Raw genomic sequence first — 26,354 nt, 5'->3', positions numbered from 1 at the left:
TCCATCAGGGGGTACTACCTTCCGTGTTCTGCATCGGGTCCTCGGTTGGCCCGTTCAATCCAAGTCTCTGCTGCGTGGCGCCGTTGGCGCCAATCTGTTTCGGTCCCGCGGTCCTGGCCTCGATCCACTCGCGCAGCTCGAGCTCCTTCTCGGCCTTGCCGGTGGCCAGCTCGTCGCGGAAGATCCGCGCGCCGACGCCGAGCGCCTGGGCACGGTCGCGGAGTCCGTCGGCGGTGAAGGCCTCCGCGGCCCGCCGCCCCTTGACCATCGCGTACACGCCCGCACCCGCGCCGACCGCGAACCAGATCGCGCCCCTCATAGGGAGTCCTCCATACGTACGTCCTCGTCAACTGCCGCGCGCTGGCGCGCACGGTATTCGCGCAGCGCCTCGCGCATCTCGCTCTTCCGGTCCTTGCGTGCCCGCTTGACCTCGCGGTGCATCTCGTATCGGATCTTGAACCGCACCTCGGGCGAGAGCGCCCGGCGCACCCCGTGGACCAGCGCGGCGCCGTGCACCACGGTCTCCCGGAACACAGCGTCCGCGAAGGCGGGTGCGGTCAACGTACGCTGCACCACCCGCTCCACCTCGGCAGGCTCGCCGTCCTCCCCCAGGGAGGTGATCACATACTCTCTCTCGGCGACGTCCCGGCGCCGACGCCGGCCGACCGCCTCGGGCGGGGTCAGCCGCTTCTCCAGCGCCTCGAGCCGCTCGCGCAGCTCTGCCTCACTGGCCTCGGCCTCTTCGAGCCGGCGCCGCGCGGCGCGGCGCGCCCGGAGCGCGAGCAGCACGGCCACCAGCGAGATGAGGACCAGGACCGCCACCGCGGTCAGCGTCACCACCAGCGCCCACCCGGGCATGCTCGAGTTCGTCATGGTGCGCCTACCCTATCCATCCTGTCCGCGCACGATTTTCCGGACACGCTCCCAACGTTCCTTCACTCCGGCTTCGGCTCCGTGGGTGGTCGGCTGGTAGTACTCCGCATCCGCCACAGCGTCGGGTGCGTACTGCTGCGTCGCGATGCCGAACGGCTCGTCGTGGGCGTACTTGTACGCCTCCCCGTGCCCGATCTTCTTCGCGCCCTCGTAGTGGGCGTCGCGCAGGTGCGGCGGGACGTTGCCGATCTTCCCGGCCGCGACGTCGGCGCGAGCGGCGAAGATGGCGTTGGTGACCGCGTTGGACTTCGGCGCGACGGCGAGCGCGATCGTCGCGTGCGCCAAGGTGAGCTGGGCCTCGGGCATCCCGATCAGCTGCACCGTCTGGGCCGCGGCCACCGCGGTCTGCAGCGCCGTCGAGTCGGCCAGGCCGATGTCCTCGGAGGCGAGGATCATCAGCCGGCGGGCGATGAACCGGGGGTCCTCCCCCGCCTCGATCATCCGCGCCAGGTAGTGCAGCGCCGCGTCGGCGTCCGACCCGCGCACCGACTTGATGAAGGCGCTGACCACGTCGTAGTGCTGGTCGCCCTGCCGGTCGTAGCGCACCGCCGCCTGGTCGACGGCCCGCTCGGCGGCCTCGAGGGTGATCTTCCCACCGGACGCAGCTCCGGCCGCGGCCTCCAGATACGTCAGCGACCGGCGCGCGTCGCCGCCGGCGAGGCGTACGAGATGGTCGAGCGCCTCCTCGGTCAGCGTCACCGAGCCGCCGAGGCCACGCTCGTCCTCGACCGCCTTCAGCAGTACGCCACGGATGTCGTCGTCGGTGAGCGACTCGAGCCGCAGCAGCAGCGAGCGCGACAGCAGCGGCGAGATCACCGAGAAGAAGGGGTTCTCCGTGGTGGCGGCGACCAGCGTGACCCAGCGGTTCTCCACGCCCGGCAGCAGCGCGTCCTGCTGAGCCTTGCTGAACCGGTGGACCTCGTCGACGAAGAGGACCGTCTCCTTGCCGGTCGCGACCAGCTCCGCGCGGGCCGAGTCGATCGCCGCGCGGACCTCCTTGACCCCGGCCGAGACCGCGGAGACCTCGACGAACCGACGGTCGGTGGAGCGGCTCACGATCGAGGCGATGGTCGTCTTCCCGGTCCCCGGCGGCCCCCACAGCAGGAGCGAGAGCGACTGCCCGCCCTCCACCACCTGGTGCAGCGGCGACCCGGACGCCTTGAGCGAGCTCTGGCCCACGAGCTCCTCGAGCGTACGCGGCCGCATCCGGACCGCCAGCGGCGCTGCCGCATGGTCGCTGTGACTCAGCGATCCGCCGCGCGAGGCGCCGGCAGCAGCCCCCATCTCAAACAACCCGTCCACACGCCAACCCTAGTGGCCGGCACCGACAGACTCAGCCGACAGGGGTGGGGGGGTCAGGTGAGGCGTACGCGTGGGTCGAGCACGCTGTAGAAGAGGTCGACCAGGAGGTTGGTGACCACGATGATGAAGGCGGAGATCAGTGTGGTGGCCTCGATGACGGGCAGGTCACTCTGGCTGACCGCGTTGAGTGCCCGCAGACCGAGGCCGGGGATGCCGAAGATCAGCTCGGTGAAGATGGTGCCGGTCAGCAGCGATCCGAAGTCGATGCCGAAGATCGTCACGATCGGCACGACGGCCGCGCGCAGCGCGTGCTTGTTGACGATCCTGCGCTCGGGAAGGCCCTTGGCTCGCGCCGTCCGGACGTAGTCCTGGTTGTACGCCTCGATCATCGACCCGCGGGTGAACCGGGCGTACTTGGAGGAGTTCACCAGGCCGAGCGCGAGCCAGGGCAGCATCAGGCCCCACGCCCACTTCAGCGGCGAGTCGGTCAGCGGGTGATAGCCCTCCTGCGGGAAGATACCGGCGCTGACCGCGAGATAGAGGAACGCGAGCAGGACGAACAGGTAGTACGGGATCGACTCGATCACCAGCGTCGCGCCGATGACCGCCTTGTCCGCCGAGGTCCCCCGGCGTCTGGCCGCGAACATCCCGATGGGCACGCCGATGAGCAGGATCGTGACGCCTGCGCCGACCGCGACCGAGACCGTCGGCCCGATCCGGTCCTTGATGTCGTCCCAGACGTTGACCCGGTAGATGAAGCTGACCCCGAAGCACGGGGCCTCACAGTCGTACGACTCGGAGCCGAAGGCGATCTCGCGACCCTTGAAGATGCCGGTCATGTATTCGGTGTACTGAACATGGAGCGGAGCATCCAGGTTGAGTGCCTCCCGGATCGCGTCCTGACGCTCGGCGGTGCACTTGGGCTCAGGGCACATCGCGTCCGCCGGGTCGCTCGGGCCATAGGTGAAGAGCGCGACGACCGCCACCGAGATCACGAACAGCACGAGAATCGCCGAGATCAACCGGCGTACGACAAAACCGATCATGGGACGGAGGTCTCGCTTCCTAGAAGGTGTCCACGGGCGCTGGCCCAGAGTTGCGGGGTCCTATGTGCGGGTCCGGCCGGCGTGGGGTGCGCCCACGCCGGCCGGATCAGCTCACTTGAGGTACATGATGGAGAAGCTCGGCATGCCCTTGACCGGGTCGTTGACGACCCCGCCGACCTGCGAGCCCTTGATGAAGGCGTTCGCGTCGTAGCCGGCGTTGATCTCGACCATGTAGGTCTCCTGCATCCACTTGTCGAACTCGCCCCAGGCTGCGGGGACCTCGTCGGCGTCCATCTTCAGGATCTCGGCCTGCTTCGCGTCAGCGTCGGCCTCCTTGAAGTTGGTCGGGTTCGGCATGCCCGCCTTGTTGGCGTTCGAGCCGATCCACTGCGCCGGGAACCAGGAGCCGCCCGAGGGCCAGTCGGAGCACCAGCCGCCGTAGCGGAGGTTGACCGGAGCGTCGAGGTTGCTCTCGTCGTCACGGTAGGTCTCGTCGGTCGAGGCCACCGGGGTCGCCTTGAAGCCGGCTGCCTCGAAGCCCTTGACCATCTGGTCCTTCTTGGCCACCGAGTTCTCGTCGTCACGCTGGTAGTGCCACTTCAGCTCGAAGCCCTCGGCCCCGGCCTCCTTCAGCAGCGCCTTGGCCTTCTCCGGGTCGGTGGTCTGGCCGTCCTGACCCTTCGGGTACTGGTACTCGACCCGACCCGCCGTGCCCGGGGGCAGGAGCGAGGTGCCGGGCTGGATGGTGACGCCGACGATCTCGCCGGATGCCTTCCAGGCAGCCTGGTAGGGGTAGGCCCAGCTGATGGCCTCGCGCACCTTCTTGTCGGTGATCTTGGTCTGGTCCGGACGGTACATGTAGGTGCACGGCGAAGTGCCCTCGATGAGGTTGTCCGGGGCGCTCTCCTTGATCGACTTGTAGGTCGGCGGCGTGACGTCGTCGTACGTCATCATCGTCTGCGCCGCGCCCTTGTCGCCGAGGATCTGGTTCTCGAGCTTCGCGGTGTCCTGGGCGAACTTGAAGTCGAACGCGTCCGCGGCCTGGAAGCGGCCGGGGTCGGTGTCGGGGTCCCACTGGTCGTTCTTGACCAGCTTCAGCGAGGTGCCCGGCTTGTAGGACTCGAACTTGTAGGGGCCGGTCGACATCGGGTGGCTCTCGTAGGCCAGCGGGTCCTTGTCCTTCGCCTTCGGGATCGGCGAGAAGACCGGGAACGAGGCGTAGTAGTCGAGCTCGGGGAACGGCTGCGCCAGGTGGATGATCACCTTGTTGCCGTCGGCCTCGACGCCGTCGTAGTCCTCGCCGCCGTACCAGCCGGCGCTGGCGTCGTAGTCGGGGAGCTTCTTGAGCTCGGCGTCGGTGTCGGCGAACGGGCCCTTGTACTTCTGGCCGTCCTTGAAGAACGTCGTCTGGTACGTCGGGCCGTCGGTCAGGGTGTCGATGGCGAAGGAGCGCTTGATGCCGTAGACCACGTCCTCGGCGGTGACGTCGGTGCCGTCCTCGTACTTGATCCCGTCCTTCAGCTCGAAGGTCCAGGTCAGGCCGTCCTCGGAGACCTGACCGAGGTCGGTGGCGAGGTCGGGGACGAGAACGGAGTCGCCGCTCTCCTCGTCATAGACGTACTGCGTCAGCGAGCGGGTCACCAGGCCGGACATGATCGCACCGGAGTCGGTGTAGTAGGTCCGGGTCGGGTCGAGGGTGTGCGGGGCGGCGTTGGACAGCACGGTGATCGTGCCGCCCTTCTTGGCGTCGGACGGGATCTCCAGCGGCCCCTCGGCCGTGGCGTCCTTGCCGGCTCCGGCTCCGCCGCCGGCCTTGAACTCGCCGGCCGGGTCCTCGCCACCGCCGCCCCCGCCACCACAAGCAGCGGTGAGCGTCAGCGCAGCGATCGCACTGGCGGCGATCACTGTTCTCTTCAATCGCATCGTAGGTGTCCACCTTCCATGGTTGATGCCTCTCTCCGACGACGTGCTCACCGGAAAGACTTGGGGTCGAAGGCGTCGCGAATGGCGTCTCCGAGCAGGTTGAGCGCGAAGACCAGGACCACGATCCCGACGATCGGCGCGTAGAGGTACAAGGGGTATTCGTCGAACCAGCTCTGGGCACGCAGGATCGTCTGTCCCCAGGACGGGCGGCCGGTGACGCCGACGCCGAGGTAGGCCAGCGTCGCCTCCGCGGCGATCGTGGCCGGCAGGCTCAGCGAGAACGAGACGACGATCGGCGCCACCAGGTTGGGCAGCAGTTCCTTGAACAGGATCCGGTGGGTCGGCATCCCGAGGACGTGCGCGGCCTCGATGAACTCGCGCTCGCGCAGCGAGATCACCTCACCGCGGATCAGCCGGGCCAGGCCCATCCACCCGAAGATCGAGAGGATCACGATGAGTGCGATCAGCGAGGCGTTGTCGAGCATCGTCGGGTTCTCCCGCCAGCGCTCCACGAGCATCGGCGAGATCGCGATCGCGACCAGCAGGAACGGCAGCGTGAGGAAGAGATCGATCACGAACGTGATCACCCGGTCACCCCAGCCGCGGCTGTAGCCCGCGATCAGGCCGAGAACCACGCCGACGAAGGTCGAGACGACCGTGGCGATCGTGGCGACCAGCAGGGACGTACGCGCGCCGTAGAACCACTCCGCGAGCAGGTCGTTGCCGGAGTTGGGCTCCAGGCCGAGCGGCGCCTCCCAGGTGAACCCGTAGTTGGGCGGGCCGATGACGGGGTAGTTGAACGAGTCGGTGTCGGCGACCGGGTCACCGGCTCGCACCTCGACGCCGAACAGCTTGCACAGCAGTGGCGCGAAGATCGCGATCAGGACGAAGAGCAGCACGATCCCGGCACAGATCATCGCGACCTTGTCCGAGAGGAGACGGTCCATCGCGATCCGCATCGGCGAACGGCCGGCGACATCGCCCGTCCTGGGTTCCGGACTGATCTCGGGATCAGGACCCTGGATCAACACTTCGGACACAGTCATACGCTCGGATCTCCGTTCGATGCCAAGGCTCGGTACGCCCAAGAACAGACCACTTCGCGCGGCCCCGAGCCAACGCGCTGCATCAAGTTATGCCAAGTTCCAGCGGTTCGGGCGGGACTACGGATAACGGTTCGATACCGACAGTGACGTGTGACACATACGTAACAAAGACGGTCCGCAGCCAAAGGCTGCGGACCGTCTTTCGTAATCTCGACGATATACGGGAGATTCTCAGGCACGACCCCGTGAGTTGTTCGCCAGGTCGTACCAGGTGTCGGCGTACCCCGGGCCGTCGCCCGGGACCTCGGCCGGGCTGGCGCCCGGGTCCGGGGCCCCGAACTCGTCGACGCCCAGGAGCGGCGCGGTGATCGGCTTCTCCGGGTGCTGGTGGATCTCACCCGGGAAGTGGCAGGCGACCTTGTGCTTCTTGCCGATCTGCAGCAGCGGCGGCTCGACCACGGAGCAGATGTCCTTGGCGAGGGAGCAGCGGGTGCGGAAGTGGCAGCCCGAGGGCGGGTTGATCGGCGAAGGTACGTCGCCCTCCAGCCGAATCCGCTCACGACGGCCGCCGATCGCGGCCTGCTTCACGTCGGGCACCGCGGAGAGCAGCGCCTGGGTGTAGGGGTGGTGAGCGTGCTCGTAGATCGACTCGCGGTCACCGATCTCCACGATCTTGCCGAGGTACATCACCGCGACCTCGGGGCAGAAGTGGCGAACGATGGCGAGGTCGTGCGCGATGAACAGGTAGGAGATGTCGAACTCCTTCTGCAGGTCCTGCAGAAGGTTGATCACCTGGGCCTGGATCGACACGTCCAGCGCGGAGACCGGCTCGTCGGCGACGAGCAGCTTCGGCTGCAGGGTCATGGCCCGGGCGATGCCGATGCGCTGGCGCTGACCGCCGGAGAACTCGTGCGGGTAGCGGTTGTAGTGCTCGGGGTTGAGCCCGACGAGCTCGAGCAGCTCCTGGACCCGGCTGAGCACCTTGTTCTTCGGCACCATGTTGTGGATCCGCAGCGGCGCGCCGATGATCGAACCGACCGTGTGCCGCGGGTTCAGCGAGGTCGACGGGTCCTGGAAGATCATCTGGATCTCCCGGCGCATCGGGTGCAGCTTCCTACCCGAGTAGTTGGCGATGTCGGTGCCCTCGAAGTTGATCTTCCCCTCGGTGGGCTGGTAGAGCCGCGTCACCATCCGCCCGGTGGTGGACTTGCCACAACCGGACTCACCGACGAGGCCCAGGGCGCTGCCCTTGGCCACCTCGAAGGAGACCCCGTCGACGGCCTTGACGTGCCCGACCGTACGCCGGATCACGCCGCTGCCCTTGACCGGGAAGTGCATCTTCAGGTTCTCGACCGAGAGCACGGTCTCCGTGCTCGCCGGCGCGACCGAGGCCGCGGTGGCAGTCGTGGTGTCGCTCATCAGTCCTCCACCAGGTCAGGGGCGATCTCGGGCAGGATCTCTGCCACATAGACCTCGTCGGCGTTCTTGATGTGGCACCGCTTGGTGTGGTTGCCACCGCTGCTGGCCGGGGTGAGGTCGGGAAGGGTCGTCCGGCACAGGTCGCCGCCCACCTTCGCAACGTGGTCACAGCGCGGCTCGAAGGCGCATCCCGGCGGCGCGTTCAGCAGCGAGGGCGGGTTGCCCCGGATCGGGATCAGCTTGGCCTCGGTCGACGCGGTCAGGTCCGGCACGCTGGAGAGCAGGCCCCAGGTGTAAGGCATCTGCGGGTGGGTGAGGATCTCCTTGCACGGGCCGTACTCGACCGCGCGGCCGGCGTACATCACGAGGACGTCATCGGCCATCTCCGCCACGACGCCGAGGTCGTGGGTGATGATGATGACCGCCGCGTCGAAGTCGCGCTGCAGGTCCTGGAGCAGGTCGAGGATCTGCGCCTGGACGGTCACGTCAAGAGCGGTGGTCGGCTCGTCGGCGATGAGCAGGCTCGGGTTGTTGATCAGGCCCATCGCGATCATCGCGCGCTGGCGCATACCGCCGGAGAACTGGTGCGGGTAGTCGTCCACGCGACGGTCGGGCTGCGGGATGCCGACGCGGTCGAGCATCTCGATGGCGCGCTTGCGCGCCTCCCTCTTGGTGACGTTGTTGTGGACCTGGTAGGCCTCCATGATCTGGTTGCCCACCGAGTAGTAGGGGTGCATCGCGGAGAGCGGGTCCTGGAAGATCATCGCCACGTCGCGGCCGCGTCGCTTGCGCATCTCCTCGTTGCTCACCTTGAGCAGGTCGACCCCGTCGAGCATGATCTCGCCGCTGAGGATGGCGTTGGTGCCGCGGTGCAGCCCCATGATCGCCGAGCTGGAGACCGACTTGCCGGAGCCGGACTCGCCCACGATGCCGAGCGTCTTGCCGCGCTCGAGCTCGAAGGAGAGGCCGTCGGTCGCCTTGACGATGCCGTCGGAGGTGGAGAAGTGAACCTTCAGGTCACGCACCGAGAGGAACGCGCCATCGTTGGCGGGCCTCGTCTCGGGCGTCGTGGAAAGGTCAGTCATGGATCAGATCCTCCTCAGGCGAGGCGCACGCGCGGGTCGATGAAGGCGTACAGGACGTCGACGACGATGTTGGCGAGGATCACCAGAGCCCCGAGGAGCAACACCAGGCCCACGATGGTCGGAAGGTCGTAGGTCTCGTTCGCGGTCACCGCGAGCTTTCCGAGACCGTAGTAGTTGAAGACGTCCTCGGTGATGATCGCGCCGCCGAGGACGGCAGCGAAGTCGAGACCGAACATCGTCACCAGCGGGGTCAGCGCCGCGCGCAGCGCGTGCTTGAAGAGCACCTTGTTGCTCTTGACGCCCTTCGACTTCGCGGTGCGGATGTAGTCCTCGCTCATCGACTCGAGCACGAACGCCCGGGTCATGCGTACGTAGCCCGCCATGTAGACCGCCGCGAGAGTGAACCCGGGGAGCATGAGCTGGACCAGCCACTGCCCGACACCACCCTCGGCTATCGGTACGTATCCCGGCGCCGGGAAGATCCCCCATTTGATGGCTACGAAGTTGATCAGCAAAGCACCCACGAAGAAGGTCGGGAAGGCATAGAGGGACAGTGTGGCTCCGACGACCCCGCGGTCAACGAGGGTTCCCTTGAAGACCGCCGCGAGCACTCCGAACAGAACTCCGAAGACGACCCAGATGGTGACCGCGACCAGGGCGATCGAGATCGAGATCGGCGCTGCCTCCGCGATCTCATCGTTGACCGTCATCTGCAGCTGCTGGGAGTAGCCCAGGCAGGGCGCCGGGCACTCGGTCACCAGCTCGGGGTTCGCCTCGCGCATCGCCTCGTCGGCGGGGTACTCGCGGCCGACGACGACGCCCTTCGCGAAGTTGCCCCACTGGACCAACAGCGGCTGGTCGTAGCCGAGGGCCTGACGGGTCTCCTCGATGCGCTCAGGCGGGCAGTTCTTGCCGCAGGAGAACTGCGCAGGGTCGACCGGGTTCTTCAGGAACAGTGCGAAGACGATGAAGCTCATCGCCACCAGCATGAGCAAGCCGACGATCACGCGCCGGATGATGTAGGCGACCATCGGTGGGTCTCACCTTCATTGGGATCGGCCGGACCACCACCGTCGTGGGGTGTCGTCCGGGGGGAATCGTGTCCAGGTACATGGGAGAGGCGGGGCTCTGGCGAGCCCCGCCTCCATGTTCGGATCGGCTCAGGGCCGTCCGAACGGTGTTGCGGAGCTGAAGGATCAGTCCTCGACGTCGATGGTCGCCAGGTCCGGGTAGGACGAGGAGGCATCGGTGGTGATGAAGTCCTTCACCTTGGAGCCGTGGACCCAGTTGAAGGTCGCGATCTCCAGCGGGATGTAGGCGACGTCCTCGCCCAGGGTCGCGTCGGCCTCCTGGAGGAACTTGTTCTGCTCCTCGATGGTGGCCGAGTTGGCGGCGTTGTCGAACAGCTTGTCGACGGCCGGGTTCTTGTAGTTACCGTAGTTCTGACCGTTGGTGGTCTTCTCGATCTGACGGCTGTCGAACAGCGCCGCGGTGACGGTCATCGCGGAGCCCCAGTCGGCGCCCCAACCGCCCCACATCACGTCAGCCTTGTTGGACGGCTTCTGGATGTTGGAGTAGTAGACGTCACCCAGCGGGTCGAGCGTGACCTTGAAGCCCGCAGCCTCCCAGCCTTCGACCAGCGCAGAGGCCTGCTTGTCAGCGGTGTCGCTCTGCGGGTAGGTGAAGGTGATCGGGTACGGCATCTCGGCGCCGGCCTCGGTGAGGAGCTTCTTGGCTGCGGCCGGGTCACCCTTGAGGTTGCGGTCCTTGTAGGCCGGGTTGGCCACGTAGCCCGGAACGGCCGGGTTCACGATGGAGTCGGCCGGGGTGTAGGCCTTCTCGCCACCGCCGGCGGCGATCCACGACTCGACGTTGGTCGCGAGGGCCAGGGCCTTACGAACCTTCGGGTCCTTCATCTGGTTCTGGTTCGGAACCAGGTAGTCGACGTAGGGCGACTGGACCTGGACGTAGCGGTCCTTGACACCGGCCTCGGTGAGGCGGGGGAAGAACTCCGGCGGGACGCGCGAGCCGCTGACGATGGTCGTCTGCGAGTCGGGGCTGTCGGAGAACAGCTTCTCGTAGGTCGTCGCGGCCTTCTCACCGAACTCGACGGTGATGGTGTCCGGCTTCGCCTCACGGAGCGACTTGTCGTCGGTCTCCGGGTCGTACTCGTCGTTGCGCACCAGGGTGCCGCCCTTCTGGGCGTTCCAGGTGTCGACCTTGTACGGGCCGTTGGAGAAGATGACGTCGTCGTTCTTGGCGCCCTTGTCCTCGGACTTCTTGTACGGGTCCATCATGTGCAGCGACGAGATCGCCAGCGGGAAGTCCGGCCACGGCGACTTGAACTTGTAGGTGATGGTCTTGCCATCGCAAGTCACCGCCTGGTCGAAGTCGGCCTGCTGCTCCGGGGTCGCGGTGTACGGGCCCGGGTACTCACCCTTGAGCGCGAGCTTCGCGGTCAGGTAGAAGCCCGGACCACCGGTGAGCTCGTCGGCGGCGAAGTTGCGCGAGGCGCCGTAGGCGAAGTCCTCACACGTGATCTCGGAGCCGTCCTGCCACTTCACGCCGTCCTTGATGGTGAACGACCAGGTCTTCGCGCCCTCGGTCGAGGTGCCCTCGTCGGTCGCCAGGTCCGGGATCGGCTTCTGCGAGACCTCAGGGTCGGTCGACGCCGGGTTCGAGAGCAGCTTGCGGTAGACCAGACGCGTGGTGTGGGAGATCGTCTCGCCCACGTAGATCCGCTGCGGGTCCAGGTGGTCCCACGGGTCCTCGGTGACGATGGTCAGGCCCTTGGCGCTCGAGTCACCGCCGCCGTCCCCGCCGCCACAGGCAGCCAGGCCCAGCGAAAGACCGAGCACGCCGGCGGCACTCACCGCTACGTACTTAGCTCGCTTCTTGAGCATTCGTTTCTCCTTGGTGTGGTCGCCGTCAGCCTCTGACAACTGACGCCGTAACGGTGTCCCGGGCGGGTCACCTGTGTGTGTACGGAGCCCCGAGGCTCACCTGTCACCCTTGGGGTCAAGGGCGTCTCGCAACCCGTCCCCGAGAAGGTTGAACGAGATCACGATCGTCGCGATGATGATCGCGGGCATGAAGAAGTAGAACGGATCCACCTGAGCGTATTTCAGCGAGTCCGCGAGGACGTTGCCGAGCGTCGGCGTCGGCGGCTTCACGCTGACCTGAAGGTAGCTCAGGGCGGCCTCGGCCGAGATGTAGGCCGGCATCATCAAGGTGACCAGGACCAGCAGCGGAGCCCAGAGGTTCGGCAGGATCTCCTTGAAGTAGATCCGCGGCTTGGAGGCGCCCAGCACGATCGCGGCCTCGACGAACTCTCGCTGTTTGATCGAGAGCACCTGCCCTCGGACCACACGGGCCGTGCTGGTCCAGCCGAAGATCGCGAGCACCACAGTGCAGTAGATGCCCTGCGCGAGTGGACCGTTGGGCAGCCCGGTCACCTGTTGCACGAGCTCGAGACCGAGGGCCGAGAGCGCCAGCAGCATCAGCGTCGAGGGGAAGGAGAGGGTCAGGTCGGTGAAGCGGCTCAGGATCGCGTCCATCCAGCCACCGCTGAAGCCGGCGATGATTCCGATGATCGCGCCAATGACGACCGAGAGGATCGCCGCGGTCAGAGCGATGGCCAGCGAGAAGGTGATCCCGTACCAGAACCGGGACATCGCGTCGCGGCCGGTGCCGGGCTCCACGCCGAGCGGGTGTGCGGCGCTCGCACCGCTGAACCTGCCCTCGGGGATGGTGTTGGCGTCGAGCAGATCCTGGTTGTAGCTGAACGGGTCCAGCACGCCCATCTTGACGAGCAGGGGGGCCAGCACCGCGGCCAGGACCACCAGGACGACAACCGTCAGCGACACCATCGTCAGCTTGTCCTTGCGAAGCCGCATCCATGCCAGCTTCATCGGCGACTTGCCGGCGATCTTCTTCGCCTCTTCAGGCGAAGCAGAAGGTGTCGATCCACCCGAGAGTTCTTCACCTTCGAACACGGTGGCCGATTCGCTCATGGTTCCTCTGTCTAGTCGTAATCCTGGGTGCCGCCGTCGCACGGCAGCGTCCGACCCACGAGGTCGACGGATGGAACTCTATGTGATCCCTTTGCCCCTATGGAGCCCGGACCGGTAACGATCCGATTTCAACCAGTGATACGGCAGATCGGGATGCCTTCTCGCAATTCCTTAGAGAATGCCAAGAGTCTCCGGGACCGGCGGACCGGTCCCGGAGACTCTGTTGGCTTTGCTCGAAGCGCGCTCAGTTCGCCGATTCGCCCTCGGCGGCAGCCTGAGGAGCCGGCCGTGCGTCGACGCCCGCCTCCTTGCGCTGCTCGGGGGTGATCGGCGCAGGAGCTGCGGTGAGCGGGTCGTAGCCGGCACCTGTCTTCGGGAAGGCGATCACGTCGCGGATGGAGTCGGTGCCGGCGAGGAGGGCGACGACGCGGTCCCAGCCGAAGGCGATGCCGCCGTGCGGCGGGGCACCGAACTTGAACGCCTCGAGCAGGAAGCCGAACTTCTCCTCGGCCGCCTCCTCGCCGATCCCCATCAGGTCGAAGACCCGCTTCTGGACGTCCTCGCGGTGGATACGGATCGATCCGCCGCCGATCTCGTTGCCGTTGCAGACGATGTCGTACGCCCACGCGATCGCGTTACCGGGGTCCTTGTCGAAGGCCTCGACGTCCTGCGGGCTGGTGAAGGCGTGGTGGACCGCGGTCCACTCCCCCGCACCGACCGCGACGTCACCGGACTCGACCGCCTCGGATGCCGGCTCGAGCAGCGGCGCGTCGACGACCCACAGGAAGCTCCACTCGCCGTCCTTGCGGAGGTCGAGACGGTTGCCGATCTCCAGCCGGGCGGCACCCAGCAGGGAGCGGCTCGACTTGGGCGCGCCGGCGGCGAAGAAGATGCAGTCGCCGGGGTTCGCGCCGACATGGGCCGCCAGTCCGGCGGCCTCGGTCTCGGAGAGGTTCTTGGCGACCGGACCGGTCAGCGAGCCGTCCTCCTGGACCAGGACGTACGCCAGGCCCTTGGCTCCACGCTGCTTGGCCCAGTCCTGCCAGCCGTCGAGCTGACGCCGCGGCTGGCTCGCGCCGCCCGGCATCACCACGGCGCCGACGTAGGGCGCCTGGAAGACGCGGAACGTCGTCTCGGAGAAGTAGTCGGTGCACTCGGTGATCTCGATGCCGAAGCGCAGGTCGGGCTTGTCGGAGCCGTACTTGGCCATCGCGTCGGCGTAGGTCATCCGCGGCAGCGGGAGCGGGACGTCGTAGCCGATCAGCTTCCACAGCGCCGCGACGATCTCCTCGCCGAGGGCGATCACGTCGTCCTGCTCGACGAAGCTCATCTCGATGTCGAGCTGGGTGAACTCCGGCTGCCGGTCGGCGCGGAAGTCCTCGTCACGGTAGGCGCGGGCGAGCTGGTAGTAGCGCTCCATGCCGCCGACCATGAGCAGCTGCTTGAACAGCTGCGGGGACTGCGGCAGCGCGTACCACGAGCCTGGCTGCAGGCGGGCCGGGACCAGGAAGTCACGGGCGCCCTCGGGGGTGCTGCGGGTCAGCGTCGGGGTCTCGATCTCGACGAAGTCGTGACCGGCCAGCACGTCACGGGCGGCCTTGTTGGCCTTCGAGCGCAGTCGGATGGCGTTGCCGGGGGCGGTGCGGCGCAGGTCGAGGTAGCGGTGCTTGAAACGTACGTCCTCGCCGACCTCTACATGGTCGTCGATCGGGAACGGGAGGGCCGCGGCCGCGCTGAGTACCTCGAGGTCCTTGGCGACGATCTCGATCTCGCCGGTGGCGAGGTTCGGGTTGAGGTTCTCCTCGGTGCGCGCGACGACCTCGCCGGTGACCTTGATGCAGTATTCGTTGCGCAGGTGGTGAGCGATCTCCTCGTCGCGGACGACGACCTGGACCACCCCGCTGGACTCACGCAGATCGAGGAACGCGACCCCGCCGTGATCGCGTCGGCGGCCTACCCAGCCGGCGAGGGTCACGGTCTGGCCGACGTGCTCGGCACGCAGGGTGCCGGCGTCGTGGGTGCGGATCACTTCTTCTCCTCGTTGTTCGCGACGACCTGAGGCTTCAGGTCGCTCTCGTTCTGCGGCGTCCAGGTGGCCGGGTCGGCCGGGACCTGGTCGCCGGTGCGGATGTCCTTGATCTCGTAGCCGCCTTCGGTGGTGAAGAGGACGTACGGGATGCCGCGGCGCTCCGCGAAGCGGATCTGCTTGCCGAACTTGGCGGCGTTGGGCGAGACCTCGCAGGCAACATTGTGAGCGCGCAGCTGCTGGGCCGCCGAATCGGCCTCGGCCCTGCTCTCCTCGTCGGAGACGGCGACCAGGACGGTGCTCGGGACCTTGCGGTCCCCGTCGAGCACGCCCTTCTGCACCAGCGGCACCAGGACGCGGCTGACGCCGAGCGAGATCCCGACGCCCGGGTAGGTGGTCTTCCCGTCGCTGGCGAGCGCGTCGTAGCGGCCACCGGAGCAGATGCTGCCCAGCGACTCATAGCCGTCGAGGCGGGTCTCGAAGACGGTGCCGGTGTAGTAGTCCAAACCGCGGGCGATGCTCAGGTCGGCCACGACACGTACGGAATCGGTGTTGAGGGGCGCGGTGGCGGTGATCAGCGTGGCCAGCTCGGTCAGGCCCTCCTCGAGCAGCTCGCTCTCGACCCCGAGGGCACGGACCTTCTCCACGAAGGAGTCGTCGGTTGCGGTGATCGTGGCGAGCTCGAGGCACTTGGCGGCCTGCTCGTCGCTCAGCCCCGCCTCGGAGACCAGCAGCTTGCCGACCTCGTCGGCAGGCATCTTGTCGAGCTTGTCGATGAGCCGCATGGTCTCCTCGACGTCCGGAGCGCCGAGACCGGCGTAGAAGCCCTGGATCAGCTTGCGGTTGTTGACCTGGAGCGTGAACCCGGGCAGGAACGTCAGCTTGCCGAGGGCCTCGAGCATGACCCGGGCGACCTCGACGTCGTGGTGGAACGGGAGCGTGTCGCGTCCGACGATGTCGATGTCGGCCTGCGCGAACTCGCGGAAGCGGCCTTCCTGCGGGCGCTCACCTCGCCAGACCTTCTGGATCTGGTAGCGGCGGAAGGGGAACTCCAGCTTGCCGGCGTTCTCGAGCACGTAGCGGGCGAAGGGGACGGTGAGGTCGAAGTGGAGCCCCATCCCCTTGTCCCTGGCGTTGTCCTCCTCCTGCAGGCGGCGCAGGACGTAGACCTCCTTGGAGGTGTCACCCTTGCGCAGCAGCTGGTCCATCGGCTCGACGGCACGGGTCTCGATGTTGCCGAAGCCGTGCAGCTCGAAGGTGCGGCTCAGGGTCGCGATGACCTCGCGCTCGACGGTGCGCTGGCTCGGCAGGAACTCCGGGAAGCCGGAGAGCGGTGTTGGCTTGTTCATGGTGTGGTGATCAGGTCCTGAAGAAACGGGTTGGTGGCGCGCTCGCGCCCGATCGAGGTCTGTTCGCCATGGCCGGGGAGCACCACGATGTCGTCGGCGAGGGGCAGCACCTTGGTGGTCAGGGACTGCAGCATCGTGGCGTGGTCACCGCCGGGGAGGTCCGTACGCCCGATGCTGCCCGCGAAGAGCAGGTCGCCGGAGAACATCACGTCACTGACCTCGGCGTGGTCGGGGTAGGGAGTCCGGAAGGTGACCGACCCCTCGGTATGCCCGGGCGTATGGTCGATCAGGAAGCTCATCCCGGCCAGGTCGATGGCCTGGCCGTCGGTGAGCTCGCGGACGTCGTCGGGCTCCACGAAGTCGTAGGTCCCCTGCGGCATACCGAGCAGCATCTGCGCCGACTCCGGCGAGATGCCCTGGAGCGGATCGGCCAGGAGGTGACGGTCGTTGGGGTGGATCCACGCCGTCGAGTCGTACGTCTTGCTCACCGGGGTCACGGACCACATGTGGTCGACGTGGCCGTGGGTGAGGAGCACGGCGACCGGCTTGAGGCGCTGCTCCCGGACGATCTCCTCGATGCCCTTGGCGGCGTCCTTCCCGGGGTCGATCACGACACACTCGGTGCCCGGACCGGTGGCGGCGACGTAGCAGTTGGTGCCCCACGGACCGGCGGGAAAGCCTGCGATCAACACGAGAAACACCCTATCCAGCGGTACAGTGCAGCGCCGCATCGTGGCGTCTGACTACGATGGGCATCCCGAGGTGTGCCGGGACACCACGGGGACCTGCAAGTTGAGCCGACCGGGACTGTGACGAGCACGGTGTCCGGCGGGGGAGATTTCATAAGAGGTTAGCGCCTCATGCGAAGAGTAGGGACATTGTGACCAGCGAGCAGTGGGGTCGGGTCGAGGAAGACGGAACGGTCTACGTGAAGACCGCTGAGGGCGAGCGTTCCGTGGGGCAATACCCGGAAGGCACGCCGGAGGAGGCACTTGCCTTCTTCACCAACCGGTTCGACCAGCTCGCCTTCGAGGTCGAGCAGCTCGAGCGGCGCGTGCATGCGGGCAAGACGTCGCCCGACGAGGCGACCGCGGCGGTCAAGACCGTCGTGGAGAAGGTGACCGACGCCAACGCCGTCGGTGATCTGGCCTCGCTGGTGGCACGGCTGGAGGCACTCGCTCCGGTCATCGCCACGCAGCGCGAGGCCCGTAAGGCCGAGCGGGCCGCGAAGGCGGCCGAGGCGAAGGTCGCCAAGGAGGCTCTCGTCGACGAGGCCGAGAAGCTGGCCCAGAGCAACGACTGGCGCAACGGTGCCAACCGGCTGCGCGAGCTGCTCGACCAGTGGAAGGCGCTCCCCCGCATCGACCGCGGGTCCGACGACGCGCTGTGGCGACGCTTCTCGACGGCGCGCACCGCCTACACGCGTCGCCGCAAGGCCCACTTCGCCGAGCTCAACGCCCGGCGCGAGGACGCCAAGGTGATCAAGGAGCGGATCATCGTCGAGGCCGAGCAGCTCTCCACCTCCACCGACTGGGGCCCCACCGCCGGGCGCTACCGCGATCTGATGCGCGACTGGAAGGCCGCCGGGCCGGCCCCGAAGGACGTCGACGACAAGCTCTGGAAGCAGTTCCGGGCCGCCCAGGACGTCTTCTTCGGTGCCCGTGACTCCGCCAACGCGGCGCTCGACGCCGAGTTCGCGCAGAACGCCGTGGTCAAGGAAGGTCTGCTCGCCGAGGCGCAGGAGCTTCTCCCGCTGCTGGAGAAGGGCGACGACCTCGACGCGGTGAAGCGGTCCTTCCGCGACATCGCCGACCGTTGGGACGAGGCCGGCAAGGTCCCGCGCGACCGCATCAAGGAGCTCGAGGGCGCGATGCGCAAGGTCGAGCAGGCCATCAAGTCCGCCGAGGACGACCAGTGGCGCAAGTCCGACCCGGAGAAGTCCGCTCGAGCTGACGACATGATCGCCAAGCTCGAGGAGGCCATCGCCCAGGTCGAGAGCGACCTCGCCAAGGCCCAGGCCTCGGGTGACGCCCGCAAGATCAAGAGCCTCGAGGAGAACCTCGAGTCGCGTCGCCAGTTCCTCGAGATGGCCAAGCGCGCCAGCGCCGACTTCAGCTGACGACCCAACCCCGACTCGGCGCGTCTGTCCCACTCAGGCGCGCCGAGTCGGCGCGTTCTGACGCAGAATCCGGCCGAGCCGGCTCGTCCTGACGGAAATATCCGCCGAGTCGGCTCGTCATGACGCGCCGACTCGGCATGGGGTCACAGGCCGGCGCCGCCGTAGTAGTCGCCCTTCGCGGAGTTGCGGATCTTCGCTTGGCGCACGTCGTTGTGGTCGACGGCCTTCCCTCCCTTGCCCAGGGCGGTCCAGACGATGCCTGCGAGGAGAAGTACGCCGCCGATGATGAGGATCCAGGTGAACATGTCGTGCCTCCCTCTGTCGTGCGCCCGAGTCGACGCATCTTTCCAGGACAACGATCCAGTCGGCACGAACGTCCCGTTGCCTGGGGTATCAGTAGCGACGACGCGCCGGCTCGGCGATGGTCACAAGACGCCGGAGATCCCACCGTCCGAACCGCCGTGGTGCGGGCGCCCTTGATACTCGGCCTCTCCCAGGGCCTGGCCCCGGTTCCGGCTCGCGACGGACTCATCGATGCCTCCCGACGGCTTTCTCAGCACCAGCCACACGATCGCGCCGATGAAGACGACGCCTGCGGCGATCAGAAACCAGGTGAACGGATCCACGAGATGCTCACTTTCTCATTGGGTGACGCGGTAGGCGTCGAAGACGCCGGGAACGGTGCGTACCTGCTTCAAGACGGTGTCCAGGTGCTTGGAGTCGGCCATCTCGAAGGAGAAGCGGGACTTCGCGACGCGGTCGCGAGTGGTGGTCAGCTGGGCCGAGAGGATGTTCACGTGGGCGTCGGAGAGCGCCATCGTGATGTCGGACAGGAGCCGGGCGCGGTCGAGCGCCTCGACCTGGATGTTGACCAGGAAGACCGAGTTGGACGTGGAGCCCCACTCGACCTCGAGCAGACGCTCGGGGTGGGAGCGGAGCTCGGCGGCGTTGGTGCAGTCGGTGCGGTGGACGGAGACTCCCCCGCCCTTGGTGACGAAGCCGAGGATGTCGTCGCCGGGCACCGGTGTGCAGCACTTGGCGAGCTTGACCCAGACGTCCGGGGAACCCTTGACGATCACGCCGGCGTCGGAGTTGGCGGTGGAGACCTTGCCGTGGCGCCTGCGGCCGACGTTGATGGCCTCGGCGAGGTCCTCGGCGGCACCGTCATCGCCGCCGTGGTCCTCGATGACGCGGCGTACGACCGCCTGGGCGGAGAGGTGGCTCTCGCCGACCGCGGCGTAGAGCGCGTCGACGTCGGCGAGGTCGAAGTGGTCTGCGGCGAGCATGAGCGACTCGCGCGACATCAGCCGCTTGAGGGGCAGGCCCTCCTTGCGCATCAGCCGGGCGATCGCGTCCTGGCCCTTCTCGATGGCCTCGTCGCGGCGCTCACGGGTGTGCCACTGCCGGATCTTCGCCTTGGCCCGGTTGGACTTGACGAAGGAGGTCCAGTCCCGCGACGGACCGGCGTTGGGCGACTTGGAGGTGAAGACCTCGACGACGTCGCCGCTCTCCAGGGTCGACTCCAACGGCACCAGACGGCCGTTGACCCGGGCGCCGATGGTCTTGTTGCCGACCTCGGTGTGGACGGCGTAGGCGAAGTCGACGGGGGTCGCGTCGGCCGGCAGCGCGATCACGTCGCCCTTGGGCGTGAAGACGTAGACCTCGGTGCGCTTCATCTCGAAGCGCAGCGACTCCAGGAACTCGCCGGGGTCGTTGACCTCCGACTGCCAGTCCATGAGCTGCTTGACCCAGCTCATGTCGTTGTCCATCGGCCGGTCGGTGTCGACACCGGCGCGGCCGTCCTCCTTGTACTTCCAGTGGGCAGCCACACCGAACTCGGCACGGCGGTGCATCGCGAAGGTGCGGATCTGCAGCTCGACCGGCTTGCCCTGCGGGCCGATCACGGTCGTGTGCAGCGACTGGTACATGTTGAACTTCGGCATCGCGATGTAGTCCTTGAAGCGCCCCAGGACGGGGTTCCACCGCGAGTGAAGGATGCCGAGGACGGAGTAGCAGTCGCGCTCGTCCTCGACCAGGATCCGGATGCCGACCAGGTCGTTGATGTCGGAGAAGTCCTTACCGCCGACGATCATCTTCTGGTAGATCGAGTAGTAGTGCTTGGGTCGACCGGTGACCGTCGCCTTGATCCGGGCCTCGTGCAGGTCGCGCTCGACCTGATCGATGACCTGGGCCAGGAACTTCTCCCGTGACGGGTTGCGGTCGGCGACGAGGCGGACGAGCTCGTCGTACATCTTCGGGTAGAGGGTCGCGAAGGCGAGGTCCTCGAGCTCGAACTTGATGGTGTTCATGCCGAGCCGGTGGGCCAGCGGCGCGTAGATGTCGAGGGTCTCGCGAGCGCTGCGCTCCTGGCTCTTCTGCGGGACGTAGCGCAGCGTACGCATGTTGTGCAGGCGGTCGGCCAGCTTGATCACCAGCACCCGGATGTCGCGGGACATCGCCACGACCATCTTGCGGATCGTCTCGGCCTGCGCGGAGTCGCCGTAGGTGACCTTGTCGAGCTTGGTGACGCCGTCGACGAGGTGGGCGACCTCCTCGCCGAAGTCCCGGGTGAGCTCCTTGAGCGTGTAGGGCGTGTCCTCGACGGTGTCGTGCAGCAGCGCCGCCACCAGGGTCGGCTCGGTCATGCCGAGCTCGGCGAGGATCGTGGTCACCGCGAGCGGGTGGGTGATGTAGGGATCGCCGCTCTTGCGCATCTGCGTGCCGTGGAGGCGCTCGGCGGTGACGTACGCCCGCTCCAGCAGCGCCAGGTCGGCCTTCGGGTGGTTGGACCTCACCGCCCGGAACAGCGGCTCCAGCACAGGATTGCCCGGCGTGCCACGTCCGCCGATCCGGGCCAGGCGCGCACGGACACTGCGGCCCGACGGGGCCGGGCCACTGCTCTCCCGCGCCTCGATGTTGTGCGCACGAGGCTGCGCGACGATGCGATCCTCTGCCATAGCCAGAGTCTACCGGCCCGACCCGGAGCGTTGGCTAGGACGACACTTGCGGGTTGGACACTTGCGGGCCACCTGCTAGCTGGTGAGCAGTGTGTGCACCGGCGTGTCCGGCAGCTTGCTGCGCGGGTCGAGGAAGCCGAGCTCGAGCAGAACCGAGACGCCCGCGACGACACCGCCGCAGCGCTCGACGAGCTCGATCGTGGCCGCCGCGGTGCCGCCGGTCGCGAGCACGTCGTCGATGACCAGCACCCGCTCCCCCGGCGCGACCGCGTCGGTGTGGATCTCCAGGGTGGCCTCGCCGTACTCCAGCGAGTAGGAGACCGCGTGGGTCTCGCGGGGCAGCTTGCCGGCCTTGCGGACGGGCACGAAGCCGACGCCGAGGTGGAGCGCCGCCGGGGCGCCGAGGATGAAGCCCCGCGACTCCATGCCGAGCACCTTGGTGACGGTCACGTTGCCGTCGGCGTCGCGCGCCGGAGCGGCGAGCGCCTCCACCACCTGGCTGAAGCCCGCGTGGTCGGCCAGCAACGGGGTGATGTCCTTGAACCCGACGCCCGGCTCCGGGAAGTCGGGAACGTCGGCGACCAGCCGCTCGAGGGTTTCCTCGAGCGACCGGCCACCAGCGGCCGTCTCGGAGACAGTCACTTCCGCTTCGACCTCGACTCGCGCTTGGGCTGCGGACGCCCGGCGGCACCGCTGTCGGAGACCTCACGACGGTTGTCGGGTACGTTGCGGCCCCGGCCGGTCGCGGAGCGGTTGGGGCTGGTGCCCCGGCTCACACCGGCCTCGTGAAGGTCCTCGGAGGGAGCGTCGCGGAGCTCGTCCGGCTCGTCACCCTCCGCGACCGGCATGCCCTCGTCGAAGACCGGCACCGCGGCGTACTTGTCGGCTTCCTTCATCCGCGCGGCGGCACGCTTGTCGGCATCGACGACGTCCTTCTCCTTCGACTTCAGGTGCACCAGGAGCGGGGTGGCGATGAAGATCGAGGAGTAGGTGCCGACGGCCATACCGACGAAGAGGACCAGGGAGATGTCCTTCAGCGAGGAGGTGCCGAGCTGGACGGTGCTGACGTAGAGGATCGCGACGACCGGCAGCAGACCGATGATCGAGGTGTTCACCGAACGGACCAGGGTCTGGTTGATCGCCAGGTTGGCCGCGGCGGCGTAGGTCTGCTTCTTCTGCGACAGGTTGCGGGTGTTCTCCTTGACCTTGTCGAAGACCACCACGGTGTCGTAGAGCGAGTAGCCGAGAATCGTCAGGAAGCCGGTGACCGTTGCCGGGGTCACCTCGAAACCGACGATCGCGTAGACGCCGACCGTGATCACCACGTCGTGGAGCAGCGCGACGACGGCCGCGACCGACATCTTCCACTCGCGGAAGTAGATCCAGATGAACAGGACCACGCCGACGAGGAAGATGCCCAGCGCGAGTGCCGCCTTCGAGGCGACCCGCTGGCCCCAGCTGGGGCCGATGCCGGTGCGGCTGATGTCGTCCTCGGCCACGTCGGCGGTCTTGGTGATCGCCTCCATGAGCGAGTTGTCAGCCTCGGAGCCGTCGGGGATCGCCTTGGTCTCGATGACGATCGACTTGGGGCCGGCCGTGCGCACCGTGGCTCCGTCGGCGGCCTCGACCGCCGTGTCACCGACCGCCGTGCGCAGGTCGTCGGCGAGCTCCTGGTCGGCCTGCGCGACGGTCACGGTGTAGCGCGTGCCGCCGGTGAAGTCGATGCCGAGGTTGATGCCCTGGAGCCAGACACCGAGGACGACCGCGACGAGCACGACCGCGGAGGCGGCGTACCAGACCATCCGGCGACCGACGAAGTCGAAGGACTTCTCGCCGGTGTAGAGCTCCTTGCCGAGCTGGGAGAAGGAGAACTTGCTCATCAGGCCTTGCCTCCGACCAGAGTGGTGCCCGTAGGGGCGTCGACGGTGCCGATAGCGCGCTTGTCCATGCCGGAGAGCACGTGGCCCTTGTTGAAGAAGCCCCAACCGGCCATCAGCTTCGTCATCGGGTGGGTGAACCAGAAGAACACCAGCACGTCGATGATCGTGGTCAGGCCGAGCATGAAGGCGAAGCCCTTGACCTCGTTGGTCGCGAAGACGTAGAGCACGAAGGCGGCCAGGAACGAGACGCCGTCGGAGGCCAGGCAGGTGTTGCGGGCCCGGACCCAGGCGGTGTCGACGGCCACCCGCATCGAGCGGCCATCACGCATGTCGTCACGCATCCTCTCGTAGAGGATGATGAAGGAGTCGGCGGTGATGCCGATACCGACGATCAGACCGGCCACGCCCGGAAGGTCCAGGGTGACGCCGGCGGTCTCGCTGAGCAGCAGGATCATCCCGTAGGTCAGAGCACCTGCCACGAGCAGAGACCCGATCACCACGATGCTCATCGCGCGGTAGTAGAGGATCGAGAAGATCACCACCAGGATCAGGCCGACCAGACCGGCCCAGAGTCCGGCGGTGAGCTGGTTTCCGGCCAGGGTCGGGCCGATGACCCGGGTCTGGATGCCGTCCTCGGGGAAGTCGAGCGGCAGCGAGCCGTACTTCAGGTTGTTGGCCAGCGCGGCGGCGGACTCCTGAGTGAAGTCGCCGCTGATCTGGGCACCTCCGCTGATCCGCGAGTCGGCGGTCGGGGCCGAGATCACCTTGGCGTCCAGGACGATCGCGAACTGCTCGCCGGTGCCGGCGATGGCGCCGGTGGTGTCGGCGAAGACCTTGTTGCCCTCGGACTTGAAGTCCAGGGTCACCACGTAGTTGGCCTGCTGCTGCGGGATGCCGTAGGAGGCCTCGCTGATCTCCGTGCCCTCGATGACGGCAGGCGTCAGCAGGTAGGGGACGCCGTCCTCGTCACAGGTCAGCAGCGGCTTTCCGGGGATGTCCTCGGCCGGCTCGGCGCCCGGGGCGGGGCAGGTGAAGGAGTTGTAGGCGGTCGCCCACTCCTGCGGCACGTTGCGCATGAATTCGACCGCGTCGTCGACCTTGACGACCTTGTTCTCGTTCTGCTTCTCCGGCTTGGCGCTCGCCGAGGGGCTGGCGCTCGGGTCGGCGCTCTCGGAGGCCTTCTCGGAAGCCTTGTCCGAGGCGGTCGCCTTCTCGGAGGCGCTGGCGGTCTCGCCACCGAACGCCGCGCGCGGCGAGGTGCCCGGCACGGTGCCGGCCGAGGGGTCCTCGACCATCGAGCCGCTGGGGTCCGCGGCGCCACACGTCTTCTGCGGGCTGCAGGCGACCAGGCGGAAGCGGAGCTTCGCGGTCTGACGGACGCGCTCGGCGGTCTCCTGCTGCACCTTACCGGTGCCGGGGATGGAGACCTTGATGACGTCGTTGCCCTCGGTGGTCACCCGGCCGCCGGTGATGCCGGAGCCGTTGACGCGCTGGTCGATGATCGACTTGGCCTCGTCGAGGCTCTCCCTCGGGACCGATCCGCCCTCGGAGTTCTCCGCGGTCATCGAGATCTCGGTGCCGCCGCGCAGGTCGAGGCCCAGCTCGGGCTTCCAGGTGCCGGCGAACGCGATGCCGCCGAACATGATCGCAATGGCCAAGAAGAGCAGTGCGAGTGTCCGGCCGGGGCGCGCTGTCTTGCGTGCCATGTGTTGGTCAGTCCTTCTTGTCGAGGTCCACGATGACGTTCTCGGCGTCGGCGGAGGTCTCGTCGGCCGCAGCCTCGACCTCGCGCTCCTCGCCGGTCTCCTCGTCAGACTCCTCCGCAGGCGCCTCGGTGACCTTCTGGGCCACGGCCTGGCGCACGACCTGGATGACGACGCCGTCGGCGATCTCGACCTTGATGTTCGTCGTGGTCTCCTCGACCTCCGTCACCGTGCCGAAGAGCCCGGCAGTCAGCATCACCCGGTCACCCGGCTGGAGGTTGAGCTGGAGCTCACGAGCCTGCTTCGCACGCTTCTGCTGCGGCCTGATCAACAGGAAGTAGAACAGGACGATGATGACGATAAAAGGAAGGAATTCCACGGGGGTTCGGCTCCGACAGTCTGAGTGGTCACCGGCAGGCGCACGGCGACGTGCAAGTCTAACCAGGCACCTGGTTGGGACTGTGAATCAGGCCTCATCCCAGAGCGTGTCCCTGGACCAGGCCGCAGCCTCGGCGTTGGCCGGTACCGGCAGCCCGAGGTGCTCCCATGCTGCCGGGGTCGCCACCCGGCCACGCGGCGTACGAGCCAGGAAGCCGGTACGCACCAGGAACGGCTCGGCCACCTCCTCGACGGTCTCGCGCTCCTCCCCCACCGCGACGGCGAGGGTGGAGATGCCGACCGGGCCCCCGCCGAACCTCCGGCACAGGGCATCGAGCACGGCCAGGTCGAGGCGGTCCAGGCCGAGCGGGTCGACCTCATAGAGATCGAGCGCCTTCTCGGCGATCTGCTGGGTGACCGTGCCGTCGGCCTTGACCTGGGCATAGTCGCGCACGCGGCGCAACAGCCGGTTGGCGATCCGCGGGGTGCCGCGGGAGCGGCCGGCGATCTCGGCGGCGCCGTCGTCCTTGAGGGTGACGTCGAGCAGCCCCGCGGAGCGGCGCACGATCAGCTCGAGGTCGGGCGGGTCGTAGAGCTCGAGATGGCCGGTGAAGCCGAACCTGTCCCGGAGCGGGCCGGGAAGGAGGCCGGCGCGTGTGGTCGCGCCGACCAGCGTGAACGGCGGCAGGTCGATCGGGATCGCGGTCGCGCCCGGGCCCTTGCCGATGACCACGTCGACCCGGAAGTCCTCCATCGCCAGGTAGAGCATCTCCTCGGCGGGTCGGCTCATCCGGTGGATCTCGTCGACGAAGAGCACCTCGCCCTCGTTGAGCCCGCTCAGGATCGCGGCCAGGTCGCCGGCATGGGTGATCGCCGGGCCGCTCGTGATCCGAAGCGGCGCCGACATCTCGGCCGCGATGATCATCGCGAGGGTGGTCTTGCCGAGGCCCGGCGGCCCGGACAGGAGTACGTGGTCGGGGGCCCGCTCACGCTGCCGCGCCGCCTCCAGGACGAGACCGAGCTGCTCGCGGACGCGTTGCTGGCCGATCAGCTCGTCGAGGGTCTTGGGGCGCAGCGCAGCCTCGACGGCCCGGTCGTCGCCGTCGGCCTCGGCGATGGTGAGCGAGGAGAAGTAGTCTTCCTCGGCTCGGTCCAGGTCGTCCTCATGCATGGGT

Annotated in this window: 23 protein-coding genes; 1 reads left to right on the top strand and 22 read right to left on the bottom strand. The window is 67.5% G+C overall.

What is annotated here, in order from left to right; genetic code table 11:
* Positions 1 to 4 precede the first annotated feature (4 nt).
* The 14 genes from ACFX43_RS16605 to ACFX43_RS16540 form a co-directional block, all read right to left on the bottom strand.
* The gene (locus tag ACFX43_RS16605) at positions 5 to 319 is read right to left on the bottom strand and encodes a DUF6167 family protein (RefSeq protein ID WP_378829798.1); all 315 of its coding nucleotides are present in this window, start codon (positions 317 to 319) and stop codon (positions 5 to 7) included.
* Positions 316 to 873, bottom strand: coding sequence for a hypothetical protein (locus tag ACFX43_RS16600; RefSeq protein WP_378829790.1), 558 nt, complete (start codon positions 871 to 873; stop codon positions 316 to 318). The genes ACFX43_RS16605 and ACFX43_RS16600 overlap by 4 nt, the downstream gene beginning before the upstream one ends.
* 12 nt (positions 874 to 885) lie before the next feature.
* A complete protein-coding gene (locus ACFX43_RS16595; RefSeq protein WP_378840935.1) occupies positions 886 to 2,217 on the bottom strand; it encodes a replication-associated recombination protein A in 1,332 nt (443 codons plus the stop codon).
* Positions 2,218 to 2,288: 71 nt separating this feature from the next.
* On the bottom strand, positions 2,289 to 3,281 hold the full coding sequence (locus ACFX43_RS16590; protein ID WP_378829782.1) for an ABC transporter permease: 993 nt from the start codon (positions 3,279 to 3,281) through the stop codon (positions 2,289 to 2,291).
* A gap of 111 nt (positions 3,282 to 3,392) precedes the next feature.
* On the bottom strand, positions 3,393 to 5,186 hold the full coding sequence (locus tag ACFX43_RS16585) for an ABC transporter substrate-binding protein (RefSeq protein ID WP_378829773.1): 1,794 nt from the start codon (positions 5,184 to 5,186) through the stop codon (positions 3,393 to 3,395).
* A 65-nt stretch (positions 5,187 to 5,251) separates the two neighbouring features.
* Positions 5,252 to 6,250, bottom strand: coding sequence for an ABC transporter permease (locus tag ACFX43_RS16580; RefSeq protein WP_378829769.1), 999 nt, complete (start codon positions 6,248 to 6,250; stop codon positions 5,252 to 5,254).
* Between the two features lie 231 nt (positions 6,251 to 6,481).
* Positions 6,482 to 7,669, bottom strand: coding sequence for an ABC transporter ATP-binding protein (locus ACFX43_RS16575; protein ID WP_378829759.1), 1,188 nt, complete (start codon positions 7,667 to 7,669; stop codon positions 6,482 to 6,484).
* Positions 7,669 to 8,754 carry an ABC transporter ATP-binding protein gene (locus ACFX43_RS16570; RefSeq protein ID WP_378829749.1) on the bottom strand — a complete coding sequence of 362 codons (1,086 nt, stop codon included), beginning with the start codon at positions 8,752 to 8,754 and terminating at the stop codon, positions 7,669 to 7,671. Before ACFX43_RS16570 ends, ACFX43_RS16575 begins: the two co-directional genes overlap by 1 nt.
* Positions 8,755 to 8,768: 14 nt before the next feature.
* On the bottom strand, positions 8,769 to 9,785 hold the full coding sequence (locus ACFX43_RS16565; RefSeq protein WP_378829739.1) for an ABC transporter permease: 1,017 nt from the start codon (positions 9,783 to 9,785) through the stop codon (positions 8,769 to 8,771).
* Between the two features lie 165 nt (positions 9,786 to 9,950).
* The gene (locus ACFX43_RS16560; RefSeq protein ID WP_378829728.1) at positions 9,951 to 11,657 is read right to left on the bottom strand and encodes an ABC transporter substrate-binding protein; all 1,707 of its coding nucleotides are present in this window, start codon (positions 11,655 to 11,657) and stop codon (positions 9,951 to 9,953) included.
* Positions 11,658 to 11,753: 96 nt separating this feature from the next.
* On the bottom strand, positions 11,754 to 12,767 hold the full coding sequence (locus ACFX43_RS16555) for an ABC transporter permease (protein WP_378829721.1): 1,014 nt from the start codon (positions 12,765 to 12,767) through the stop codon (positions 11,754 to 11,756).
* Between the two features lie 244 nt (positions 12,768 to 13,011).
* Positions 13,012 to 14,796 (bottom strand): aspartate--tRNA ligase, encoded by a 1,785-nt coding sequence (aspS, locus tag ACFX43_RS16550; protein ID WP_378829712.1) that lies wholly within the window; start codon positions 14,794 to 14,796, stop codon positions 13,012 to 13,014.
* Complete coding sequence (gene hisS / locus ACFX43_RS16545) at positions 14,793 to 16,142, bottom strand: histidine--tRNA ligase (protein WP_378829704.1); 1,350 nt, start codon at positions 16,140 to 16,142, stop codon at positions 14,793 to 14,795. Before hisS ends, aspS begins: the two co-directional genes overlap by 4 nt.
* Entirely contained in the window at positions 16,139 to 16,834 is a 696-nt protein-coding gene (locus tag ACFX43_RS16540) for an MBL fold metallo-hydrolase (protein ID WP_357354043.1), read from the bottom strand. The genes hisS and ACFX43_RS16540 overlap by 4 nt, the downstream gene beginning before the upstream one ends.
* A 188-nt stretch (positions 16,835 to 17,022) precedes the next feature.
* Here ACFX43_RS16540 and ACFX43_RS16535 point away from each other — a divergent pair, with 188 nt between their 5' ends.
* The gene (locus tag ACFX43_RS16535; protein WP_378829689.1) at positions 17,023 to 18,261 is read left to right on the top strand and encodes a DUF349 domain-containing protein; all 1,239 of its coding nucleotides are present in this window, start codon (positions 17,023 to 17,025) and stop codon (positions 18,259 to 18,261) included.
* 143 nt (positions 18,262 to 18,404) lie between these two features.
* On the opposite strand, the gene ACFX43_RS16530 is transcribed toward ACFX43_RS16535, so the two are convergent.
* From ACFX43_RS16530 to ruvB, 8 genes are all read right to left on the bottom strand, one after another.
* Positions 18,405 to 18,566, bottom strand: coding sequence for a hypothetical protein (locus tag ACFX43_RS16530; protein ID WP_378829682.1), 162 nt, complete (start codon positions 18,564 to 18,566; stop codon positions 18,405 to 18,407).
* Between the two features lie 120 nt (positions 18,567 to 18,686).
* Positions 18,687 to 18,887, bottom strand: a complete 201-nt coding sequence (locus ACFX43_RS16525) for a hypothetical protein (protein ID WP_378829680.1) — start codon at positions 18,885 to 18,887, stop codon at positions 18,687 to 18,689.
* 15 nt (positions 18,888 to 18,902) lie between these two features.
* Entirely contained in the window at positions 18,903 to 21,218 is a 2,316-nt protein-coding gene (locus ACFX43_RS16520) for a bifunctional (p)ppGpp synthetase/guanosine-3',5'-bis(diphosphate) 3'-pyrophosphohydrolase (RefSeq protein WP_355020150.1), read from the bottom strand.
* Positions 21,219 to 21,293: 75 nt separating this feature from the next.
* Positions 21,294 to 21,860 carry an adenine phosphoribosyltransferase gene (locus tag ACFX43_RS16515; protein WP_378829673.1) on the bottom strand — a complete coding sequence of 189 codons (567 nt, stop codon included), beginning with the start codon at positions 21,858 to 21,860 and terminating at the stop codon, positions 21,294 to 21,296.
* The gene (gene secF, locus ACFX43_RS16510; RefSeq protein WP_378829667.1) at positions 21,857 to 23,098 is read right to left on the bottom strand and encodes a protein translocase subunit SecF; all 1,242 of its coding nucleotides are present in this window, start codon (positions 23,096 to 23,098) and stop codon (positions 21,857 to 21,859) included. Before secF ends, ACFX43_RS16515 begins: the two co-directional genes overlap by 4 nt.
* Positions 23,098 to 24,804, bottom strand: coding sequence for a protein translocase subunit SecD (gene secD, locus ACFX43_RS16505; protein WP_378829662.1), 1,707 nt, complete (start codon positions 24,802 to 24,804; stop codon positions 23,098 to 23,100). Before secD ends, secF begins: the two co-directional genes overlap by 1 nt.
* 7 nt (positions 24,805 to 24,811) lie before the next feature.
* The gene (yajC, locus tag ACFX43_RS16500; protein WP_350714983.1) at positions 24,812 to 25,180 is read right to left on the bottom strand and encodes a preprotein translocase subunit YajC; all 369 of its coding nucleotides are present in this window, start codon (positions 25,178 to 25,180) and stop codon (positions 24,812 to 24,814) included.
* A gap of 87 nt (positions 25,181 to 25,267) precedes the next feature.
* Complete coding sequence (ruvB, locus tag ACFX43_RS16495) at positions 25,268 to 26,350, bottom strand: Holliday junction branch migration DNA helicase RuvB (protein ID WP_378829644.1); 1,083 nt, start codon at positions 26,348 to 26,350, stop codon at positions 25,268 to 25,270.
* Positions 26,351 to 26,354: the final 4 nt, after the last annotated feature.

Source organism: Nocardioides sp. YIM B13467, from assembly GCF_042788075.1.
Lineage (GTDB): Bacteria > Actinomycetota > Actinomycetes > Propionibacteriales > Nocardioidaceae > Nocardioides.
The sequence above is the reverse complement of the archived record's forward strand: the minus strand, read 5'-3'. Positions and strand labels throughout refer to the sequence as shown.

What these genes read in the sequence shown, in the direction of transcription:
- ACFX43_RS16605 (WP_378829798.1), bottom strand. Translation starts at nt 319, where the DNA reads ATGAGGGGCGCGATCTGGTTCGCGGTCGGCGCGGGTGCGGGCGTGTAC.
- ACFX43_RS16600 (WP_378829790.1), bottom strand. Translation starts at nt 873, where the DNA reads ATGACGAACTCGAGCATGCCCGGGTGGGCGCTGGTGGTGACGCTGACC.
- ACFX43_RS16595 (WP_378840935.1), bottom strand. Translation starts at nt 2,217, where the DNA reads ATGGGGGCTGCTGCCGGCGCCTCGCGCGGCGGATCGCTGAGTCACAGC.
- ACFX43_RS16590 (WP_378829782.1), bottom strand. Translation starts at nt 3,281, where the DNA reads ATGATCGGTTTTGTCGTACGCCGGTTGATCTCGGCGATTCTCGTGCTG.
- ACFX43_RS16580 (WP_378829769.1), bottom strand. Translation starts at nt 6,250, where the DNA reads ATGACTGTGTCCGAAGTGTTGATCCAGGGTCCTGATCCCGAGATCAGT.
- ACFX43_RS16575 (WP_378829759.1), bottom strand. Translation starts at nt 7,669, where the DNA reads ATGAGCGACACCACGACTGCCACCGCGGCCTCGGTCGCGCCGGCGAGC.
- ACFX43_RS16570 (WP_378829749.1), bottom strand. Translation starts at nt 8,754, where the DNA reads ATGACTGACCTTTCCACGACGCCCGAGACGAGGCCCGCCAACGATGGC.
- ACFX43_RS16565 (WP_378829739.1), bottom strand. Translation starts at nt 9,785, where the DNA reads ATGGTCGCCTACATCATCCGGCGCGTGATCGTCGGCTTGCTCATGCTG.
- ACFX43_RS16560 (WP_378829728.1), bottom strand. Translation starts at nt 11,657, where the DNA reads ATGCTCAAGAAGCGAGCTAAGTACGTAGCGGTGAGTGCCGCCGGCGTG.
- ACFX43_RS16555 (WP_378829721.1), bottom strand. Translation starts at nt 12,767, where the DNA reads ATGAGCGAATCGGCCACCGTGTTCGAAGGTGAAGAACTCTCGGGTGGA.
- hisS (WP_378829704.1), bottom strand. Translation starts at nt 16,142, where the DNA reads ATGAACAAGCCAACACCGCTCTCCGGCTTCCCGGAGTTCCTGCCGAGC.
- ACFX43_RS16530 (WP_378829682.1), bottom strand. Translation starts at nt 18,566, where the DNA reads ATGTTCACCTGGATCCTCATCATCGGCGGCGTACTTCTCCTCGCAGGC.
- ACFX43_RS16520 (WP_355020150.1), bottom strand. Translation starts at nt 21,218, where the DNA reads ATGGCAGAGGATCGCATCGTCGCGCAGCCTCGTGCGCACAACATCGAG.
- secF (WP_378829667.1), bottom strand. Translation starts at nt 23,098, where the DNA reads ATGAGCAAGTTCTCCTTCTCCCAGCTCGGCAAGGAGCTCTACACCGGC.
- secD (WP_378829662.1), bottom strand. Translation starts at nt 24,804, where the DNA reads ATGGCACGCAAGACAGCGCGCCCCGGCCGGACACTCGCACTGCTCTTC.
- ruvB (WP_378829644.1), bottom strand. Translation starts at nt 26,350, where the DNA reads ATGCATGAGGACGACCTGGACCGAGCCGAGGAAGACTACTTCTCCTCG.